The 19,012-nt window shown below is 74.4% G+C and carries 18 protein-coding genes and 1 pseudogene; 6 read left to right on the top strand and 13 right to left on the bottom strand.

The features are described 5' to 3' along the window. The first annotated feature begins 452 nt into the window (after positions 1 to 452). Positions 453 to 1,082: a hypothetical protein gene (locus ACZ619_RS44970; RefSeq protein WP_469611777.1), complete on the top strand. Its 630-nt coding sequence runs from the start codon at positions 453 to 455 to the stop codon at positions 1,080 to 1,082. Between the two features lie 340 nt (positions 1,083 to 1,422). Here ACZ619_RS44970 and ACZ619_RS44965 read toward each other — a convergent pair whose 3' ends face one another. The 10 genes and pseudogenes from ACZ619_RS44965 to ACZ619_RS44920 all read right to left on the bottom strand — a co-directional run bounded on the left by ACZ619_RS44965 (position 1,423) and on the right by ACZ619_RS44920 (position 11,474). Next, a complete protein-coding gene (locus ACZ619_RS44965; protein WP_469611776.1) occupies positions 1,423 to 2,310 on the bottom strand; it encodes a universal stress protein in 888 nt (295 codons plus the stop codon). 263 nt (positions 2,311 to 2,573) lie between these two features. Then, positions 2,574 to 3,116 carry a universal stress protein gene (locus ACZ619_RS44960; protein WP_469611775.1) on the bottom strand — a complete coding sequence of 181 codons (543 nt, stop codon included), beginning with the start codon at positions 3,114 to 3,116 and terminating at the stop codon, positions 2,574 to 2,576. Positions 3,117 to 3,221: 105 nt separating this feature from the next. Next, a complete protein-coding gene (locus ACZ619_RS44955; protein WP_469611774.1) occupies positions 3,222 to 5,531 on the bottom strand; it encodes a heavy metal translocating P-type ATPase in 2,310 nt (769 codons plus the stop codon). 496 nt (positions 5,532 to 6,027) lie between these two features. Beyond that, positions 6,028 to 6,188 (bottom strand): annotated as a pseudogene (locus ACZ619_RS44950) (hydrogenase formation protein HypD); the annotation flags it as partial. Further along, a complete protein-coding gene (locus ACZ619_RS44945; RefSeq protein WP_469611773.1) occupies positions 6,185 to 7,546 on the bottom strand; it encodes a Ni/Fe hydrogenase subunit alpha in 1,362 nt (453 codons plus the stop codon). The gene ACZ619_RS44945 and the pseudogene ACZ619_RS44950, both read right to left, overlap by 4 nt. Further along, positions 7,543 to 8,361: an NADH-quinone oxidoreductase subunit B family protein gene (locus ACZ619_RS44940; RefSeq protein ID WP_469611772.1), complete on the bottom strand. Its 819-nt coding sequence runs from the start codon at positions 8,359 to 8,361 to the stop codon at positions 7,543 to 7,545. The genes ACZ619_RS44945 and ACZ619_RS44940 overlap by 4 nt, the downstream gene beginning before the upstream one ends. Before the next feature lies 1 nt (position 8,362). Continuing rightward, positions 8,363 to 9,169, bottom strand: a complete 807-nt coding sequence (locus ACZ619_RS44935; protein ID WP_469611771.1) for an FAD/NAD(P)-binding protein — start codon at positions 9,167 to 9,169, stop codon at positions 8,363 to 8,365. Beyond that, the gene (locus ACZ619_RS44930) at positions 9,166 to 9,633 is read right to left on the bottom strand and encodes a Crp/Fnr family transcriptional regulator (RefSeq protein WP_469611770.1); all 468 of its coding nucleotides are present in this window, start codon (positions 9,631 to 9,633) and stop codon (positions 9,166 to 9,168) included. The genes ACZ619_RS44935 and ACZ619_RS44930 overlap by 4 nt, the downstream gene beginning before the upstream one ends. Beyond that, a complete protein-coding gene (locus ACZ619_RS44925) occupies positions 9,630 to 10,769 on the bottom strand; it encodes a 4Fe-4S dicluster domain-containing protein (RefSeq protein ID WP_469611769.1) in 1,140 nt (379 codons plus the stop codon). The genes ACZ619_RS44930 and ACZ619_RS44925 overlap by 4 nt, the downstream gene beginning before the upstream one ends. Before the next feature lie 198 nt (positions 10,770 to 10,967). Further along, positions 10,968 to 11,474 (bottom strand): hydrogenase maturation protease, encoded by a 507-nt coding sequence (locus ACZ619_RS44920; RefSeq protein WP_469611768.1) that lies wholly within the window; start codon positions 11,472 to 11,474, stop codon positions 10,968 to 10,970. Positions 11,475 to 11,778: 304 nt separating this feature from the next. Between ACZ619_RS44920 and ACZ619_RS44915 the strand changes: the two genes are divergently transcribed. Then, positions 11,779 to 12,453: a CBS domain-containing protein gene (locus ACZ619_RS44915; protein ID WP_469611767.1), complete on the top strand. Its 675-nt coding sequence runs from the start codon at positions 11,779 to 11,781 to the stop codon at positions 12,451 to 12,453. An 89-nt stretch (positions 12,454 to 12,542) separates the two neighbouring features. Beyond that, positions 12,543 to 13,568, top strand: a complete 1,026-nt coding sequence (locus ACZ619_RS44910) for a 6-phosphofructokinase (protein ID WP_469611766.1) — start codon at positions 12,543 to 12,545, stop codon at positions 13,566 to 13,568. 40 nt (positions 13,569 to 13,608) lie between these two features. Here ACZ619_RS44910 and ACZ619_RS44905 read toward each other — a convergent pair whose 3' ends face one another. Beyond that, complete coding sequence (locus ACZ619_RS44905) at positions 13,609 to 14,499, bottom strand: universal stress protein (RefSeq protein WP_469611765.1); 891 nt, start codon at positions 14,497 to 14,499, stop codon at positions 13,609 to 13,611. A 192-nt stretch (positions 14,500 to 14,691) separates the two neighbouring features. Between ACZ619_RS44905 and ACZ619_RS44900 the strand changes: the two genes are divergently transcribed. From ACZ619_RS44900 to ACZ619_RS44890, 3 genes are all read left to right on the top strand, one after another. Next, a complete protein-coding gene (locus ACZ619_RS44900; protein ID WP_469611764.1) occupies positions 14,692 to 15,744 on the top strand; it encodes a class I fructose-bisphosphate aldolase in 1,053 nt (350 codons plus the stop codon). Positions 15,745 to 15,800: 56 nt separating this feature from the next. Then, positions 15,801 to 16,094 carry a hypothetical protein gene (locus ACZ619_RS44895; RefSeq protein WP_469611763.1) on the top strand — a complete coding sequence of 98 codons (294 nt, stop codon included), beginning with the start codon at positions 15,801 to 15,803 and terminating at the stop codon, positions 16,092 to 16,094. Positions 16,095 to 16,225: 131 nt separating this feature from the next. Then, on the top strand, positions 16,226 to 17,281 hold the full coding sequence (locus tag ACZ619_RS44890; protein WP_469611762.1) for a lysylphosphatidylglycerol synthase transmembrane domain-containing protein: 1,056 nt from the start codon (positions 16,226 to 16,228) through the stop codon (positions 17,279 to 17,281). 373 nt (positions 17,282 to 17,654) lie between these two features. Here ACZ619_RS44890 and ACZ619_RS44885 read toward each other — a convergent pair whose 3' ends face one another. Beyond that, positions 17,655 to 18,803, bottom strand: coding sequence for a site-2 protease family protein (locus tag ACZ619_RS44885; protein WP_469611761.1), 1,149 nt, complete (start codon positions 18,801 to 18,803; stop codon positions 17,655 to 17,657). Between the two features lie 69 nt (positions 18,804 to 18,872). Then, the coding region (locus ACZ619_RS44880) for a LuxR C-terminal-related transcriptional regulator (protein ID WP_469611778.1) at positions 18,873 to 19,012 on the bottom strand (140 nt) is incomplete at its 5' end.

Below are 19,012 nucleotides of genomic sequence, written 5' to 3'. Positions count from 1 at the left end.
AGCCCCGATCACCTACGAGATCACCGTCCACCCAACACCAACTACCCTGGCCCGAGCCGCATAGACGTGTTCAAACTCCGGGGTCAAGGCCCCTCATGAGCCTCCCCCAGGCCGTAACCACGTCACTACATATCAGGTTACGAGAGTATCTGTGCCCCGGTACAGACTCCGTTGAATTTGACCTCGGGTGGACAGCAACTGCTACGACATGACGGCACCGCCGCCGACTCGCGTCGTGGTCGCGCACGCCCTGCTGCACCGCTCCCACTGCCCTGTGCTGCTCGTCTCCGTCGGCGACTGACGGGGCCTCAAGGTCCCCCGGAGCGAGGGACGTTCGGCCCTTCGAAGGGGGCGGGGCGGCCCTCTCCGGAGCGGTGGCGACAGCGGGACATTGAAGGCGTAACGAGAGTCGTCGGATCTCCACGCACCACCCCTTGGAAGGGATGACCATCATGGCAGTCCACCACGACCACCCCCGCCGGCACATGGGGTTCCGCCTTCCGTCGCTGCGCAGGGCGGGAACGGTGTCCGAGTCCGGTGAGGCGACAACCGCGGTGACGGCGACGGCGACCAGCGCATACGCGCTCGCCGGGCTCCGCCTGGTGACCGGGTTCGTCTTCCTGTGGGCGTTCCTGGACAAGACGTTCGGCTTCGGTTACGCCACCCCGTCCGGCAAGGGATGGATCGACGGCGGCTCGCCCACGAAGGGCTTCCTGAGCGGTGTCGCGGCCGGCCCGATGGAGTCGACCTTCCACGACTGGGCCGGACAGGGCTGGGCGGACTGGCTGTTCATGCTCGGCCTGCTCGGCATCGGCCTCGCGCTGGTCGCGGGCGTCGGCCTGCGGATCGCCGCGCTCGCCGGCACCCTGATGATGGCGTTCATGTGGATCGCAGAGTGGCCGCCGGCCAAGCACCTCTCGGACGGTTCGGTGAGCATGTCCACCAACCCGTTCGCCGACTACCACCTCGTCTACGCCGTCGTCCTCATCGCTCTCGCGGCCGCGGGCGCCGGCACGGTCTGGGGCCTGGGCAGGCTGTGGGCGCGACTGCCCTTCGTCAGCCGCAACCGCTGGCTGCGCTGAACTCCCGGACCGGAAGCACAGGACGACACGGCCGGCCCCGTCTCGGGGCCGGCCGTGTCGTCGCTCTACGGCGAACGCCGCCGCAGCCGCAGCCGCCCGGCGCCTCGCGGTGGGCCGGATCGATCACGGAGAACGTGCCGATCACGCGAGCGGCTATGTTTTGTCGGTCTGCCGAGCCCAGACCATGTGCCGGACAGCGCCGCGAACTCCGGCCCGGCGACGCCGGCGTGGCCCTCGGGCCGCCCCTGGGCGACCGCCGCCCCCACCCCGGAGGCCGGATCCCGTCAGAGGCACGTGGCGCGGCGGTTCGCCGCGGATCGGCGCCCGGCCCCCGGAGGACTCACTCGTGCGGCACGATCGCGACCGGGCAGCGGACGTGATGCATGACGGCGTGCGCGACGGGCCCGGTGTGCGGGCCCAGCCGGGCCGGACGGATCCGGCGGCCCACGGCCAGCAGACCGGCGTCCTGGGCGGCACACAGCAGCCGCTGGGCCGGATGTCCCTCCTCCGGCCGCTCGACGACCTCCACGGCGGGGAACTTCTCCCGCCACGGAGCGAGCGCGGAGGCGAGGGCGCGCCGGGCCGCGGTCTGCGCCGCCCGGTGCGCGTCGGCCTCCGCGGCCCGCACCAGCGGCAGCCGCCAGGCGTACACGGCCCGCAGCGGTGCGCCGCGCAGGGCCGCACTCTCGAACGCGAAGGCGAGCACCTGCTCGGCGGGTCGCTCCGCGTCGACGCCGACCACCACGGCACGGTACGGCGTGCCGGCCGACGGGTGTCCGTCCGTGTCGGGGGTGTGCTCGTCCTCGACGGTCTGGTCGGCACGGACCAGCACGACGGGCCGTTCCGTACGGGTCACCGTCTGGAGCGCGACCGAACCGGCCAGGAACCCGCCGAACCCGCTGAACGCCCGGCTGCCCAGCACCAGCAGCTCACCCTCACCGCCCGCGGTAACGAGCGCCTCGGCGGCGGGAGGCGCGATCTGCTCCGCGCTGAGGTACAGCCGTGGGTAGCGTTCGTTGATCTGGTCCATGGCATCGCGCAGGATCCGCCGGGCCCAGTGCCGCGGCGCCGAGAGCTCGGGCAGCTCCGACTCGCCGGCGACCGGTGTCTCGGCCGCGTGCACCAGGCGCAGCGGCAAGCCGCGCCGCAAGGCCTCGCGCGCCGCCCAGTCGGCGGCGGTGAGACTCTCCCGGGATCCGTCCAGTCCTACGACTACAGGGCGAAGCACGACCCTCACCTCTCTCGGATCCGCGTCCGCGCCCGGTGGTGCGGGCTCCGCACCACCAGCCTCGCCGCGCGTCGCCCGGCCGGGCAGGGGCTGCCCGGCCCCGGGAGCGGGCCGAACGTCCCGGCCGCCCCGACCGGTCTGCCCGGCACCACAGCCGTACCCGAGGCGGTTCGCGAGCGGTCCGCCGGGAGCGGTCGCCGTACGCGAACTCGGCGCGGTCCGGCCGCTCCGGGCGCCGGCCGGTGGATACGGCGTACGGCGGTTCAGCCGGTGCGTACGGGCCGGGGCGGCCGCGCCGGCCGGCCGGATAGCCGCCGTTCGGGCTCCGGCGCGGCGGCCGAGGGCGGGGCCGGGCGTGGTGCGGTGGCCGGCACCATCACGACCGGAACCGCGGCGGAGCGCACACAAGCGCGGCCGATCGCGCCGAGCGCGGGCAGTTCCCGCTGGGCGTGCGCGGTACGCCCCAGCACCAGCAGCCGGGCCCCGCGGGCCCTCGCCGGGAGCACCCGCGCGGGCGGTCCCTCCACCACGACGACCCGGATCGGGCGCCCGCTTCCCGCGCCGGAGACGGACCGCACCGCCGCCGCGAGCATCCTGACGGCCTCCGCACGCTGCTCGGCGGGTGACGGCAGCACCGGCACGGGAGCGTACGGCGCCAGCCGGGCGCCCGCCGGCTCCCGGGCGTGCAGGGCGATCACGTCCGCGCACGTCGAACGAGCTTGTTCGGCCGCCCACCGCAGCGCGGCCAGCGACGCCTCGGACCCGTCGACACCCACCACGATGCTGTTGCCGGTCTGTTCTTCCATCACGGCCTCCCTGGACGTGCCGTACCTCCACACTGCCGGTGACCGGTCGTGCCGCGCGTGGGCCGAGGGGATCCCGGCTCGTGCCGAACGGTCCCTTGCCGGTGCTCACGGCGCGAGGGAGAAGTAGTTCTCCTCCTCCTGGGTGAAGTGCAGGCGCAGCACGGTGTGCAGTCCGTACAGGCAGGCCCGCAGGTCGTCGAGCTGCTCCGGGGCGAGGGGGCCGGTGGTACCGGCGAGCGTCAGGTGGGTGGCGATACGCCGGGCGAGGCGTTCGATCTCGGCGTGGGCGCGGCTCATGGTGGCGGTGGCCTCCGGGCCGCCGAGGGCCGGGGCGAGCGCCGGATACAGCTCGTGCTCCTCGGCGTGCTCGTGCGGCAGCAGCCGCTCGGTGAGCAGCCGGTGCACCTCCGCCACCGCCGCGAGGGATTCCGGTCCGGCGTCGGCGGAGAGACGGTCGGCGGCCGAGCGCACGGCCTCCAGCACGTCCCGCAGGTCGTCGTGCTCGGCCGCGAAGCGGTGGATGAGCGCCTCCGTGGAGGGCCGCAGCGCCGGCCGCGCCCTCCGGTCGTCGCCCAGTGCCCGCAGGGCGTTGAGGATCACCACGACGTCGATCCCCTCCTGGAGGAGAGCGCCGACGGCGGGCGGGAGCAGACCGGCGGCGGCTGCGGCCATCGCGGCCACGGACAGGGCCATCCCGCCGAGTGCGCTCTGCACGGCGATGCGGCGGGACCGCAGGGCGACGGCGACCGCGTCGGCCAGGCGGTCCACCCGGTCGGTGGTCAGCACGATGTCGGCGGCCTCCGACGACGCCGTCGCGCCGCGGGCCCCCATGGCCACACCGATGTCGGCCGCCGCCAGGGCGGGGGCGTCGTTCACGCCGTCGCCCACCATCACGGTGACCGCGCGGGCGCGCTCGGCGCGGACCGCGGCGACCTTGTCGGCCGGCGTGAGACCGGCCCGCACCTCGTCCAGTCCCAGCACGGCGCCCACCTCCAGCGCCGGCTCGGGCCGGTCGCCGGTGAGCATCACCAGCCGGACGACGCCGGCCGCCCGCAACCGGCGCAGGGTCCGCGGCGTGTCCGACCGCACCGGGTCGTGCAGCAGTACGGCACCGACGGGCCGCCCGTCCACGCTCAGCCAGGCGACGGCGGCCCCGTCGAGCAGGGCCCGGTTGTCCACCGCGCGGACCCAGTCCGGCTGCCCGTCGGACGGGTCGACCCGGCCGACCGACATCCGCCGGCCCGCCAGCGTGCCGGCCGCGCCCCGCCCGGGCTCCTCCGACACGTCCGTCGGCACGGACAGCCGCAGCCCCCGCTCCCGGGCCGCGTCCACCACCGCCTGCGCCAGCACGTGCGGTGAGTACTGGTCGACCGAGGCGGCCAGCCGGAGCACCTGACCGGACTGCCAGCCGGGCGCGGCGACCACGTCGAGGACCCTGGGACGGCCCTCGGTGAGCGTGCCGGTCTTGTCCAGGAGCAGGGTCCGGGCCCGGCCCAGCGCCTCCAGCGCCCCGCCGTCCCGCACCACCACACCGAGCCGAGAGGCCCGCGACAGACCGGAGACGACGGCCACCGGAGCCGCCAGCAGCAGCGGGCACGGCGTGGCGACCACCAGTACCGCCACCGCCCGCACGGCGGAACCCGACAGCAGCCAGGCCAGCCCCGCGGTCAGCAGGGACAGCGGCAGGAACCAGGCCGCGTACCGGTCGGCCAGCCGGACGACGGGCGCGGACTCGGCCCCGGCCTGCCGGGCCAGCCGTACGATCCCCGCGTAGGTGCTGTCGCGTTCGGTCGCCGTGGCACGGACCTCGAACGCGCCGCCCGCGTTCACCACACCGCTGCGCACCGGCTCTCCGGCCTCCCGCCGTACGGTCAGCGGCTCACCGGTGAGCACCGATTCGTCCAGCACCGCCGTGTCGCCGGCGACACGGCCGTCCACGGGGACGACCTCACCGGGGCCGACCACCAGCAGGTCGCCGGGCACGACGTCCGCCGCGGGCACGGTGCGCACGTCGGCGCCGACGCGCCGGCGGGCGGTGCGCGGCGCGTGTTCCAGCAGCGCGCGCAGGTCCCGAGAGGCGCGCCGACGCGCCGTCGACTCCAGGGTGCGGCCGGTGGCGAGCATCAGCGCGATGAGCGCCCCGGCGAGGTACTCGCCGACGGCCAGCGTGCCGCCCAGGGCCACCACCGCGATCAGGTCCACACCCGCCTGCCCCCGGCGCAGCGCGTGCAGTACCCAGGCGACGGCCGGAACCACGGCGGCCACCGTGCCCAGGGCCCAGCAGAGGTCGGCCGGGCCCTGGGCACCGAGCAGCCACGCGACGGCGCCGGCCGTCAGTGCGGCGGCCGTGACCGCCAAGAGGGCCGGTTCGGCGCCGGGGAGCCGGAACTCCCGTTTCCGCTGGGTGTGGTTCATGAGCGGTCCTCGCTGGGGCGACCACCCGCGGTCCGGTGTGCGCAACGGCAGCGCCTGGACGCGGGGTGCGGGTGACGTTGACGGAAGCGGCGGAGGCCGGTCCGGACGGACCGGCGCCCGTGGCACGCGCCGGACCCGGCGTACGCGGAACCGGTCATGGCACGCACCTCCGGTTGTGACGCGGCGGCTCGGGCGGGGGCGCCCCGCGGTGGCCGCCGATCCCAGCCTCCGCGCCCCAGCGGCCGCCGGGGAGGGCCGATCGGTGCGCTGCCGGGCCCGTACGGCCCAGGCCGGGCGGGCAGACCTGCCGAGCTGCGGCAAGCGGGCCGTGCGGAGGACGCGGTGACCGACGTGACCCGTGACAGGCAGGCCACCCTTGCCGTCGGGGCCGCGCTGTTCAGCACTCGGATCGTCCTGCGGAGGCTCGGACGCTCGCTCCTGACGCGTCCGGCCGTGGAAGGCGGCACAGGTGCCCTCGGCGGGCTCACACGGACCGGCAGCCGGGTTGGCGGATCATCCGCATCCCGGCGGGCAGCAGCTCGGCGATGCCCTGGCGGACCAAGGTGCCGGTCTGAGCCGCCGGGGACGGGTGGCGGGCGACTCCTTCAGCGGGCGCCGGACCGGCACGGGGTCGCGGTGCTCGTCGAGGTGCCTCATCGCCGTTCTGTGCTCGACGCGGACGAGGAGGTGCGCACGACCGTCAGGTCGAGGAAGTGCGTGGAGCACGAGACACACGGGTCGTGGTTGCGGATCGCCCGCTCGCACAGCGCCGTCAACTCGTCGTCGTCCGGGTCGTGTTCGGCGATCGCCTGTTGGGCGAGCCGACGTAGGTCCTCCTCGATCGCGGCCTGGTTCTGTGCGGTCGGCGGAATCAGCCGGGCGTCCGTGACGATGCCGTCGGCGTCCAGCGCGTACCGGTGGTACAGCAGGCCGCGCGGCGCCTCGGTGGCGCCGTGACCGACCCCGGCGACCGGCGGGACCTCGGTGTACGGGCGGGCGGGCGGTTCGTAGGCCCCGATGATGCGCAGCGCCTCGTCGACCGCGTACACCACCTCCACCGCCCGCACCAGGATGGACCGGTACGGATTGCGGCACACGGCCCCCTCGTGCGGATCCCCGAGTCCGGCCTCGACCGCCGCCTGCCGCGCCACCGGCGACAGCCGGTGCCCGCCGATCGCGAACCGGGCCAGGGAACCGGTGAGATGGAGCCGCCCGTCGAGCCGCGAGTGCAGCGCGGTCGAGTGCGGTACGTGCGTCTCGCGCACGTGTCCGGGGAAGTCCCGGAGCGGGAAGGACTCCGTGCTGCCGTCGGCGCGCAGCACGGTCGGGGTGCCGCTCTCGACGGCGTACGTGTCAGGGGCCGCCAGCGCCAGCAGGTCGGCGTCGGTGCGGGCGTCCGGGAAGGTGAAGCCGGACACCCAGCGCACGGTGTCCCAGGCGTCGTCGAGGGCGCGTCGCAACTCCTCCTCGACCGGACGGAGTTCCTCTCGCGCCGGTACCCGGTGGAAACCGCCGAGCCGGACGTTCACCGGATGGATCGCCCGTCCGCCGAGCAGCTCCATCAGCGAGTTGCCCGCCTTCTTCAGCCTCAGCCCCCGCTCCACCGCCGCCCGGTCCGTGCGCGCCAGCTCGATCGCGCTCGCCCGGCCGAGGAAGTCCGGCGCGTGCAGCAGGTAGATGTGCAGCGTCTGGCTCTCGATCCACTCGCCGCAGTACAGCAGCCGGCGTAGCTCCCGGACCTCCGGACCGACGGTGACCCCGCAGGCGTCCTCGACCGCCGCGCACGCGCTCATCTGGTAGGCGACCGGGCAGATCCCGCACACCCGGGCCGTGATGTCGGGCGGCTCGGTGTGGGCGCGGCCGCGCAGGAACGCCTCGAAGAACCTGGGCGGTTCGTAGATCTCCAGCCGGGCCTCGGTGACCGTGCCGTCGTGGACGCGCAGACTGAGGGCGCCCTCGCCCTCGACGCGGGACAGCGAGCCGATGTGCAGGACACGGGATCCGCGGTGTGTCACGGTTTCGGCTCCTTGTCGGGGGTGTCGGGGGTGTCGGGGGTGTCCGAGGCGTCGAGTGCGTCGAAGGCGGTGGTGTTGAAGGTGTGCAGGAAACGCCCCACGGCACCCTCGTCGAGGCCGTCGCGGCGCAGCAGCGGGATCAGCGCGGGCAGGTTCACCGAACCGGACGGGCCGAAACAGCCGTAGCAGCCACGCCGGTAGGCGGGGCACAGCGCCCCGCACCCCGCGTGCGTGACCGGACCGAGGCAGGGCGTGCCGTCCGCGACGGTCACGCAGACCGTGCCGCGCCGTTTGCACTCGAAGCACACGCTGTGGTCCGGGATGTCGGGCCTGCGGCCCGCGAGGAACGCCGTGATCACCTCCAGCAGCTGCCGCCGGTCGATCGGACAGCCGCGCAGCTCGAAGTCGACTTCCACGTGCGCCGACACGGGGGTGGAGGAGGCGAGCGCGGAGATGTACTCGGGGTGGGCGTAGACCACCCGCCGGTACTCGTCGACGTCGGCGGAGTTCCTCAGGGCCTGGATGCCGCCGGCCGTCGCGCAGGCGCCGATCGTCACCAGGCGGCGTGCGCCGGCCCGGATGGCGTGGACCCGTTCGGCGTCCTGGGGCGTGCTGACCGAGCCCTCGACGAGTGCCAGGTCGTAGGGGCCGGGCCGGATCTCGCTGGACGCCTCCAGGAAGTGCGAGATCTCCACCGCGCCCGCCAGGGCGAGGAGTTCGTCCTCGCAGTCCAGCAGGGTGAGCTGACAGCCGTCGCAGGAAGCGAGCTTGAAGACGGCGAGCGTCGGCACACGCCGTCCTGGTTCCGCGCTCATGTCACAACTCCCTCACTGAAAGCAGCGGTTCGGCCCTGTCCCAGCCGACGACCGGCCCGTCCCGGCACAACAGCACCGGACCGAGCTGGCAGTGCCCGCAGTGCCCGGTCGCACAGCGCATGTTCCGCTCCAGCGAGACCCGGATCCGCTCCGCGGGGACCCCGCGGTGCGCGAGATCGCGCGCGGCGGCCCGGATCATCGGCTCGGGCCCGCAGACGAACGCCCAGCCGTTGCCGGGGTCGAAGGGCGCCCGCCCGGCCAGCTGGGTGACCACCCCGACGTCACCGCGCCACGTGGCGTCCGGCCGGTCCACCGTGACCCCGGTGCAGGCCGTACGCCACCGGCCCAGCTCCTCGCGGGCGATCAGGTCGGCCGGTGTGCGTGCCCCCACGACCACGCTGAGCCTGCCGTAGGCGGCCGGCTCGGCCAGCGCGCGCAGCACCAGCGGCCGCAGCGGGGCGAACCCGATGCCGCCCGCCACCACCAGCACGTCGTGGCCGCGCGCCCGTTCCAGCTCCCAGCCGGTCCCGTACGGGCCGCGGAGCCCGAGGACGTCTCCGACGCGTGCCGCGCACAGCCCGTCGGACACGGCGCCCACCGCCCGGACCGTGTGCGCGAGGCCTCCGGTGGCCTGGACGGAGCTGACCGAGAGCGGGATCTCGCCGCGGCCGAAGCAGTGCACCATCGCGAACTGCCCCGGCGTGAAGTCCGCGAGCGCCTCGCCGACCGGGTCCAGGCGCAGGGTCACCGCGTCCGCGGTCTCGCGGCGGCGCTCGACCACCCGGTACGGCACCGGCACGGCGCTCATCGCGCACCGTCCGCGCCGCTCTGCGAGCCGTACAGGTCCAGGAGCCGGGTACGGGCCGCGTTCAGCCGGTGGGAGAGCACCCGGCCCACCCAGCGGTACAGGTCGCGGCCGAACACGGAGTCGTCGTCGCACAGCAGCCGGACGGCGACGGCGTCGAACTCGTACGCCCGCACCCGGGTCACCGCCCGTGCGCCCAGCTGCCAGACGTACGGTTCGAACAGCCAGGACCAGCCGACCAGGTCACCCGCACCAAGGGTCTCGATCACGGGGGAGCGGTGGCCGGGGATGTGCAGGTCGAGGGCGACCCTGCCGTCGCGGACGATCCAGAACCGGTCGGCGCACTGTCCTTCCTCGAACAGCCTGGCGCCCGGCGCTAGGTCGACCTCGCAAGCCAGCCTCAGCAGCCGTTCACGGTGCCCGGCCGGCAGGGCGTGCTCCAGACGCAGGGCGGTCGAGGGGGTCATCGCTCCGTCTCCGATCCGCGTTCGGCCTCCAGCGCGGCGACTTCCTCGGTGATGTCGATGCCGGCCGGGCACCAGGCGATGCACCGGCCGCAGCCGACACATCCTGACTCGCCGAACTGGTCGTGCCAGGTGCCCAGTTTGTGGGTGAGCCACTGCCGGTAGCGGGACCGTCCGGAGGAGCGGACCGGGCCCTCGTGCAGAGAGGAGAAGTCCAGGTCGAAACAGGAGTCCCAGCGCTGCCAGCGCTCGGTGTGGTCGCCGGTGAGGTCGGTGACCTCCTCGGTCGTCACACAGAAGCAGGTCGGGCACACCATCGTGCAGTTGCCGCAGGTCAGGCAGCGGGCGGCGACGTCGTCCCAACGCTCGGCCGCCAGGCTCCCGGCCAGCAGCGTCCGCAGGTCCACGGGGGGCAGGGAGCGGCCCATCCGGTCCCGGGCCGCGTCCACCGCGCCGCGGGCGGCGGCCTCGGTCACCCGGTCGTCCGTCCGGTGCGGCACCCCGGTCAGCAGCCGGGCGCCCTCCTCGCTGCCGGCGCGCACCAGGAAACGGTGGCCGTCCTCGTCGACGACCTCGGTGAGCGCCAGATCGTAGCCGGGGTCGGCCGCGGGTCCGCCGCCCATGGAGACGCAGAAGCAGGTCGCACCGGGTTCCGTGCACTCGGCGGCGATCAGCAACGCCCGCCGTCTGCGTCTGCCGTATCCGGTGTCCTCGAACCGCCCGCCGGTCAGCACCCGGTCCTGGACCGCGATGGCCCGCAGGTCGCAGGGGCGCACGCCGAGGAACGCGTACGACGGCGGCTCGGCGTCCGCGGCCGTGAAGGACAGACCGCCCTCCGCGGTCCGGTCGGCGCTCCACAGGTGCTCGCGGGCCGGACGCAGGAAGGACTTCCAGGACTGGGGTCCGCAGCTGTGCGCGAAGGCCGCGCCGTCCTCGCGCGGGACGAGGCGGTAGCGTCCGGCGTCCAGCTCCACACCCCAGCCGTACGGCAGCTGCGCCGCGGACGTCAGTTCGGCGAGCACGATCGCGCTGTCGCGCACGGTCGGGCCGACGACCGTCCGGCCGTCGGCCACCAGGGCGGCGACGAGCGAGTCCAGCCCCGCCCTGTCCAGGACGGCCGGGGGTGATGTCGCGGTCATGTCGGTCCTCCTGTTCCGGGTGCGCTGCCCTGGTCGTCCACCGCCGTCGCCCGGGCCGGCCGGGGCCGTCGGTGAAGTGGCTCGCCCCGTTCTCCTTCCACCACCGCGCCCGCGTTGTGCAGCACGTCCGGCGTTCGGCGTGCTTCCGTCTCGTCCACCCGGGTGATCGCGCCACCGGCGTGGGCGGTCACGGCATGGTCATGGCCGCTCCCCGGACGGTTGGCCGACGTGACGGGCGATCTCGTCCTCGACCGACGCGACGAGACCGGGCACCGCCGCCGCGACGGCGGGCGACAGCCCGGTGCCGAACGAACCGTCGGCGCCTTCCACGGCGTACACCACCAGACGTTCCGGCAGCAGGTCCAGCACGCGCGCGAGTCCGACGGCCTCGCCCAGGCCCAGACCGTGGGAGCTGGTGGCCGAAGGCGGCACCACCCGCTCGGAATCCCATTCGAGCCGGTGCACCCGTCCGGGTGAGCCGGGGTGGGCGTGGGCGGCGTCCACCACCACGGCGAGACCGCTGCCGTCCCAGAGCGCGAGCAGCCGCCCGGGGTCGCCGTCACTCGTGGCGAGCACGGTGCCGGTCGGCAGCGGCCGCTCCCCGGCCCGCTCCCGCAGCCGTGCCACGACGGCCCAGCCCACACCGTCGTCGCGCCTGAACTCGTTCCCGACGCCGACGACGGTGACGCGCTTTCCTTCCCTCATGCTCCCCACAGTGCGCTCCTCCACCGGGGTTCGGCAGGGGCCGAACGGCCCGGTCCCCGGAGCGCGGGCGACGGGACGGAGCCCGCGGCGACGGACTCCGGACCCGCCGTCGCCGACCGTCTGCACGGGCGGTTGCGGGGCCGCGGCAGTGGGGGGCCGAACGGCCCCGACCGTGGGTCGACCGGCCTTCGACCACGGCCTGAGTGGCACTGCGTCCGGGCAGCCGCGCCCGGCCACGCTGGAGGGGTGACGGCCGTCGGCCGTCGTACGAGAGGCCGGCCGCCGTGCGAGAAGGAGGCGCGACATGCAGCACCGTACCGTCGCCGACCTGATGACCCACCAGGTCGTCAGGGCCCGGCGTGACACGTCGTACAAGGAGATCGTCAAGCTGCTGGCGGACAACGACGTCACCGCCGTACCCGTGGTGGACGAACTGGACCACCCCGTCGGCGTGGTGTCGGAGGCCGACCTGCTGCGCAAGTGCTCCCTGCGGACGGACCCGGTCGGCCCCGCGCAGGGCGGTCCGCCGGAGGCACGGGAAAGGGCCAGGACCGAGGGGTCCCGGGCCGAGGAGCTGATGTCGGCCCCCGCGGTGTGCGCCCGTCCGGAGTGGACCGTGGCGGAGGCCGCCCGCGTCATGGCCCTGCGCAACGTGAAGCGGCTGGTCGTCGTGGACGAGGCGGAGCGGCTCACGGGCGTCGTCAGCCGTGGCGACCTGCTCCGTGTCTTCCTGCGCCGGGACGACGCCATCCGCGACGAGATCGCCCGTGAGGTGCTGGGACACACCCTGGGCCTGGCACCCACGGACGTGAAGGTCGAGGTGCACGAGGGCCGGGTGACTCTCTGGGGAACCGTCGAGGGGGACGGCCTCGTCCCGATCATCGAGCGGCTCGCCGGGAACGTCGACGGCGTGGTCTCGCTGACCGCGAACATCGGGCACCGGACCGGCGCCACCCACACGTTCCTCACCGGGGCCTGAGCAGCGAGTCGCAGCCCGGGGCGCCGTCGCCCAGAATGGATCACACGAGCGACGGAGAACCTCACCCAGCCACGGAGGGGGAGGCAGCCATGAAGGTAGGAATTCTGACCGGCGGCGGTGACTGTCCCGGTCTCAACGCCGTGATCCGCAGCGCCGTCCGCAAGGGAGTCCAGGAGTACGGCTTCGAGTTCGCCGGCCTCCGGGACGGCTGGCGCGGCGCGCTCGAGAGGAACGTGGTGCCACTGGGCATCCCCGAGGTGCGGGGCATCCTGCCGCGCGGCGGAACCATCCTCGGCTCGTCCCGCACCAACCCGTTCAAGCACGAGGACGGGGTGCGCCGCATCCAGGACACCCTCGCCCTGCACCGCATCGACGCCCTCGTCGCGATCGGCGGCGAGGACACACTCGGCGCCGCGGCCGAGCTGGGCCGCCGGGGCATCCCGGTCGTCGGCGTCCCGAAGACCATCGACAACGACGTCCCCGGCACCGACTACACCTTCGGCTTCGACACGGCCGTCGGCATCGCGACCGAGGCCATCGACCGGCTGCACACCACCGCCGAGTCGCACATGCGCACCCTGGTGGTGGAGGTGATGGGGCGGCACTCCGGGTGGATCGCCCTGCACGCGGGTGTCGCGGGCGGCGCCAACGTGATCCTCGTGCCGGAACGGCCGTTCGACATCGATCAGGTGTGCGGGTGGGTGAAGAGCCGCTTCGAGACCCACTACGCACCGATCGTCGTCACCGCCGAGGGCGCCGTGCCCAAGGAGGGACAGATGGTCCTGAAGGACCGGTCGCTGGACGAGTACGGGCATGTGCGACTGTCCGGGATCGGCGACTGGCTGGCCCGGGAGATCTCGCACCGCACCGGCACCGACGCCCGTACGACGGTCCTCGGTCACGTCCAGCGCGGCGGAACCCCCAGCGCCTTCGACCGGTGGCTGGCCACCCGCTTCGGGCTGCACGCCGTCGACGCGGTCAGGGACGGCGCCTTCGGGACGATGGTGGCCCTGAGCGGCACCCGGATCGTGCGCGTCCCGATCCCCGACGCCGGAACCGGGACCAGGACGGTCGATCCCTCGCTGTACGACGAGTTCGAGGTGTTCTTCGGCTGAACCCCACGAAATCCGGGACCGCTCCGGGGACTGGCGAGTGTCAGCTCTCGTGCGGTACGACCGCCACCGGGCAGCCCGCGTGGTGCAGCACGGCGTGCGTGACGGGGCCCGGCCTGCCCTCTCCCGCGCCCCGGCCGCCACCGCGTCCCACGACCAGCAGGCCGGCTCCGCGGGAGGTGTTCAGGAGCGCCTCCGCGGGGTGGAGCAGGACGACGTCCGGCCGGACCGTCACCTCCGGAAACCCGGCCTGCCTGGTGCGCAGGGCGTCCGACAGCCGCAGGACCTCCTGGTCCTCCCAGGTCGCCCGGTCCTCCTCGGTCACGAACAGCGTCCGGGGCGACACGGACTCGGCGGGAAGGGCCCATGCCCGCACCACCCGGAGAACCGCTCCGCGCTCCCGGGCCGCCGCGAACGCGAAGTCCGTCGCCGTGTCGGCCGGGCGGGCCTCGTCGAGACCCACCACCACCTGGGGGCGGGTGCCCGTCGGCCCCGTACCGTTCCAGGCGCCGTTGGGACGGTGTGCGGGCACCACGACGACGGGGCAGCCGGCCGCCGCCGCCACGCGCAGAGCCGTCGAGCCGACCGCGAGGCCGCCGAAGCCGCCCGAGCCCCGTGCCCCGACCACGAGCAGCGCGGCGGCACGGGCCGCGGACAGCAGGGCCTCGGCCGGGGCGTCGCCGCTCTGCTCGCCGTGCACCCGCAGACCCGGGTGACGGGCGCCGAGTTCGGCGACGACGCCCTGTACGAGATGTTCGCCCAGGCCGCGCAGTCTGTCCCGGGCCGTATCCGGCAGCGCGTCGCCGGGCAGGGGAGGGGCGGCGTGCACGAGGCGCAGCGGAACGCCGCGCAGCAGGGCTTCCCGCGCCGCCCACTCGGCCGCGGCGAGACTGTGCCCGGATCCGTCGACGCCCGCCAGCACGGGGTGACCCATCGTGTCCTCCTTCGCCCGACGTGCCCGCTCACGGGTTCCTCCACTGTCCCACCCCGGATCGTCCGCAAGCCCCGACGGGCCGGACGATCGCCCGCTCGTGGGCCGTTCGGCCCGGACGCAGGACCCGACCGGCTCTGCCGGGACGTCCGCACGAGCGGATGATGGACAGGGAGACCGCGGGAGGCGGTGGCCATGACCGACATCCAAGAGCTGCTGGGCGACGAGGCCAAGGACCTGCTGACCCACTCCGCCCGGGGCATCCCGAGGGAGGACCTGGTACTGCCCGGCCCCGACTTCGTCGACCGCGTGGTGTCCGGGACCGACCGCTCGCCCCGGGTCCTGCGCAACCTTCAGGCGCTCTTCGACCACGGCCGGCTGGCCGGCACCGGATACGTGTCGGTCCTGCCGGTCGACCAGGGGATCGAGCACTCCGCTGCGTCCGCGTTCGCCCCGAACCCCCGCTACCTGGACCCGGCGAACATCGTCGAACTCGCCGTCGAGGGCGGCTGCAACGCCGTGGCCAGCACACTCGGGGTACTCGGAGCCGTGTCGCGCCGCTACGCGCACCGCATCCCCTTCATCGTCAAGCTCAACCACAACGAGCTGCTGACCTACCCGAACCACTACGACCAGATCCTGTTCGGCGACGTCCAGCAGTGCTTCGACCTCGGCGCGGCAGCAGTGGGCGCCACCGTCTACTTCGGCTCGGAGCAGTCGGACCGCCAGCTGCGGGAGGTCGCAGAGGTCTTCGCCCGGGCCCACGAACTGGGCATGTTCACGGTGCTGTGGTGCTACCTGCGCAACCCGGCCTTCAAGAAGGACGGCGTGGACTACGCGGTCTCCGCCGACCTCACCGGCCAGGCCAACCACCTCGGCGCGACCGTCGAGGCCGACATCGTCAAGCAGAAACAGGCCGAGAACAACGGCGGCTACCGCGCGCTGGGCTTCGGCAGGACGCACCCCCTGCTGTACGACCGGCTCACCACCGACCACCCGATCGACCTGACACGCTGGCAGGTCGCCAACTGCTACATGGGCCGCGTCGGCCTGATCAACAGCGGCGGAGTCTCGGCCGGCCAGGGAGACCTGGCCCAGGCGGTGCGGACCGCGGTGATCAACAAACGGGCCGGCGGCACCGGCCTGATCACCGGCCGCAAGGCGTTCCAGCGCCCCACGGCCGAGGGCATCGCACTCCTGCACGCCGTCCAGGACGTCTACCTCGACGAGACCGTCACGGTCGCCTAGGAGGACGGCGGTACGGCCCGGAACACGGGCCGTACCCGGAGAGAAAGGGGGACGCCATGCTCTGGGCGTCCTGGACCACCCCGGGAGTCTTCGCCGGCCGGGGCGGCGCACTCACCGACGAGGCGGGCATCGTCACGGGTGACCTGACCGTCCACACCACCTGGGACGGCAGGGAGGCCGACGTGACCGTCCAGTACACCGGCACCTCGGAATGGTTCACCCTCACCGGAAGCCCGGTGCCCTGCGCGTCGGAGCGGTTCAGCCGTGATCTGCACCAGGCGACGGTGGAGGCCGTCAAGGCGGGCCACCGAGCCACCGTCGCGCGGCCGCACTCCGGCGCCCGGGGCTAGGAAACCGGAACGCCGGTGCCGGACGGTCGCGCGACGGCCCGCGGCGGGGCGCGATGAGCGTCGTGCGACGGCGCCCGGACTCCGCCGCCGCGACCGCGTCCGCCCCTCGTACCGGCTTCCGAAGGCGATTCATGGCGCCGCGGGCGACCCGGGCAGGGGACGCCGGGCCCGAGCCGGGCGGGGGCACCCGGCCGGGGCGGCTGTGGTGGCTGTGCTCGGCACTCGTCGTGGTGGCCGCGGTGGTGGCCGCCCTCACCCGGCGGCGTGAGATCGCCGAGGCGTATCACCTGGTCGCCCGCGTGCGGCCGGCCGGTCTCCTGGCGGCCGCGGCACTCCAGGCGGCGTCCCTGCTGTGCTTCGCGGCCGTGCCCCGGTGGCTGCTGAGGGTGGGGGGAGTGCGGTGGGGCACGGCCAGGATGACGTGCACCACCGTGGCCGCCAACGCGATGGCCGGCGTGCTGCCGGCCGGGGCGGCCTTCTCGGCGGCCTGGCTGCTGCGCCGTCTGTCCCGCCGAGGTGCGGGCGGGGTGCTCGCCGCCGCCGTCCTGGTGACCGCGGGGGCGGCGTCGGCGGCGGGTCTCCTCCTCGTGTTCGTCATCGGCGTCGCGGTGGCAGGTCAGGCCGGACCCGGAGCCCTGGTGCGCCCGGTGGCCGACGCGCTGCTGCCTGCGCTCCTCGCCGCGCTGCTTCTCCTCGCCCTGTCCCGCTTCGCGGCCGTCCGCCGCCTGCTCCTGAGGGCCGGGGTGCGCGCCGGCCGGCGGTTCCCACGCGTACGCCGAGCGGAGTCGGACTTCGCCGATGTGGTGCGCCAGGCCCGCGCAGCGGAGCCCCGGCCGCTGCCCTGGCTGTGCCCGCTCGGCTACGCCTTTCTGAACTGGATGTTCGACGCGGCGACCCTGGCCGCCGCGATGTGGGCCCTGGACATCGAGGTGCCCTGGCGGGGGCTGCTCATCTCCTACGCCCTCACCCAGATCGTCGGCAGCCTGCACCTGACGCCCGGGAACCTCGGCATCGCCGAGGCGACGCTGTCCGCGCTGCTGGTCCTCTGCGGTCTGCCCCCCGGACAGGCCATCGCCGCGACGTTCCTCTACCGCGTCATCGGCTTCTGGGCGCTGCAGCCCGTCGGCTGGAGCTGCTGGGCCGGCCTCGCCCTCGAAGAGGCGCACACGGCGGACGGCGGCCGGTGACCTGCGACGGCGGGCGAGGGGCCCAAGACCACCGGCGGGCGACCGGGGACGCCCCGCGGCTCGACCGACGGCTTCTGCGACACCGTCCGGCCGTCACCGCGCGGACGGCAGAACGGCGGGACACCATGACCGACGCTCCACAGCGGCCCCGGGCCCTCCCCGTCGGCGATGGCACACCTGGCCGGCGGCGGCCGCCTTCCCGATCCACGACGGCGGCCTTCGACGGGTGCCGGGTGCGCGCGGTGCCGTGCACGCCGTCCGCGGTCCGTTCGGACCGGACCGGGAGATCCCCGGCATCGACCGCGCCCTCACCGACCCGAAGACCGCTCCCCGGGCGCCGAAGACAGCACCGGTCCGAGCGGCGCCGACCCGGTCACCCGGCAGGACCCGACCGTCCCGCGGAGGCGGTCGGCCAGGTGAGGACGCGGACGACGTCGGACAGGGCGAGGATGCCGGTGAGACGGCCGTCCGTCAGGACCAGGGCGCGCCGGACCGGGCTCGCCTGCAGGCGCGGGAGCACGTCCACCACCGGTTCCTCGGGGGCGACGACGACGCAGTCGGACAGGGGGCGCATCACTTCACGCACCGTGGTTCCCGCACGCTGCCCGGACGGAGCGGCGTCGACGCGCCGGACCGGCAGCAGCCCGATCACCGCTCCGTCCGCACCCGTCACGGGGAACGTGGAATGCCGGTAGGGCCCGAACGGGCCCTCGGCCAGGAACTCGGCGAGCGTCGCGTCGGCGGGGACGCTGACCGGGTCCCTGGTCATGACGCGGCTCACCGGTACTCCCTCCAGAACACCCCGCAGCTCCGCCTGGCGGGCCTCGGCCGTGGCGGCGGCGACGAGGAACCAGCCGAGCAGGGCGGCCCACAACCCGGAGAGGTCGCCCCGGAGCAGCACCGCGATGAATCCCGTGACCACCATGAACCAGCCCAGTGCCCGCCCCGCAGCCGTCGCGCCCCGGGTGGCCCGCAGCCGGTCGCCCGTGCGGTGCCACAGGTACGCCCGCAGCAGCCGGCCCCCGTCGAGCGGGGCGGCGGGGAGCGCGTTGAAGACGGCGAGTACGACGTTGATCGCCGCGAGCCAGCCGACCGCCTCCACCAGCAGCGCCGACACGTGCAGCGCGTCCAGCCCCGCCGCCGCACCGGCCAGCAGACCGCCGGCCAGCAGGCTGGTGAGCGGGCCCACACCCGCGATACGGAACTCGGCGGCCGGGGTGGGCGCCTCGCCGTGCAGCCGGGCGGCACCGCCGAGCATCCAGAGGGTGATGCCGTCGACCTCCACCCCGTTGCGGCGGGCGACCACCGCGTGCGCCAGCTCGTGGGCCAGCAGGGACACGAGGAAGACGACCGCGGTCGCCAGTGCGAGCGCCCAGTACAGCAGGGCCGGGTGGCCGGGATGGGCGGAGGGGAAGCGGCCCCGGGCGAGTGCGAGGGTCACCAGGACGACGATGACCAGCACGCTCCAGTGGAGGCCGACGCGCACCCCCGCGATCCGGCCGAGCGACAGCGTCTCTTCCATCGGACTCGCCTCGTCTCTCACGGCCTCCCGCGAGCGGGTGTTGCCGCCGGTCGCGGTGCCGCCCGTCCGTCACCCTGCGGCCGGCTCCCCGGCGACGATGCGTTCCAGGTGGGAGGCGAGGACGGCGGCCTGCACCCGGCGCTGGACGCCCAGCTTGGCGAGCAGCCGCGAGATGTGGTTCTTCACGGTCTTCTCGGAGAGGTAGAGCT

The organism is Streptomyces sp. NPDC104367, assembly GCF_055583825.1.
This window is presented reverse-complemented; position numbering and strand designations above follow the sequence as displayed.

Coding starts and splice junctions, on each gene's coding strand:
- ACZ619_RS44970 (WP_469611777.1), top strand. CDS start 453: ATGGCAGTCCACCACGACCACCCCCGCCGGCACATGGGGTTCCGCCTT.
- ACZ619_RS44960 (WP_469611775.1), bottom strand. CDS start 3,116: ATGGAAGAACAGACCGGCAACAGCATCGTGGTGGGTGTCGACGGGTCC.
- ACZ619_RS44955 (WP_469611774.1), bottom strand. CDS start 5,531: ATGAACCACACCCAGCGGAAACGGGAGTTCCGGCTCCCCGGCGCCGAA.
- ACZ619_RS44940 (WP_469611772.1), bottom strand. CDS start 8,361: ATGAGCGCGGAACCAGGACGGCGTGTGCCGACGCTCGCCGTCTTCAAG.
- ACZ619_RS44935 (WP_469611771.1), bottom strand. CDS start 9,169: ATGAGCGCCGTGCCGGTGCCGTACCGGGTGGTCGAGCGCCGCCGCGAG.
- ACZ619_RS44930 (WP_469611770.1), bottom strand. CDS start 9,633: ATGACCCCCTCGACCGCCCTGCGTCTGGAGCACGCCCTGCCGGCCGGG.
- ACZ619_RS44925 (WP_469611769.1), bottom strand. CDS start 10,769: ATGACCGCGACATCACCCCCGGCCGTCCTGGACAGGGCGGGGCTGGAC.
- ACZ619_RS44920 (WP_469611768.1), bottom strand. CDS start 11,474: ATGAGGGAAGGAAAGCGCGTCACCGTCGTCGGCGTCGGGAACGAGTTC.
- ACZ619_RS44915 (WP_469611767.1), top strand. CDS start 11,779: ATGCAGCACCGTACCGTCGCCGACCTGATGACCCACCAGGTCGTCAGG.
- ACZ619_RS44910 (WP_469611766.1), top strand. CDS start 12,543: ATGAAGGTAGGAATTCTGACCGGCGGCGGTGACTGTCCCGGTCTCAAC.
- ACZ619_RS44905 (WP_469611765.1), bottom strand. CDS start 14,499: ATGGGTCACCCCGTGCTGGCGGGCGTCGACGGATCCGGGCACAGTCTC.
- ACZ619_RS44900 (WP_469611764.1), top strand. CDS start 14,692: ATGACCGACATCCAAGAGCTGCTGGGCGACGAGGCCAAGGACCTGCTG.
- ACZ619_RS44895 (WP_469611763.1), top strand. CDS start 15,801: ATGCTCTGGGCGTCCTGGACCACCCCGGGAGTCTTCGCCGGCCGGGGC.
- ACZ619_RS44890 (WP_469611762.1), top strand. CDS start 16,226: ATGGCGCCGCGGGCGACCCGGGCAGGGGACGCCGGGCCCGAGCCGGGC.
- ACZ619_RS44885 (WP_469611761.1), bottom strand. CDS start 18,803: ATGGAAGAGACGCTGTCGCTCGGCCGGATCGCGGGGGTGCGCGTCGGC.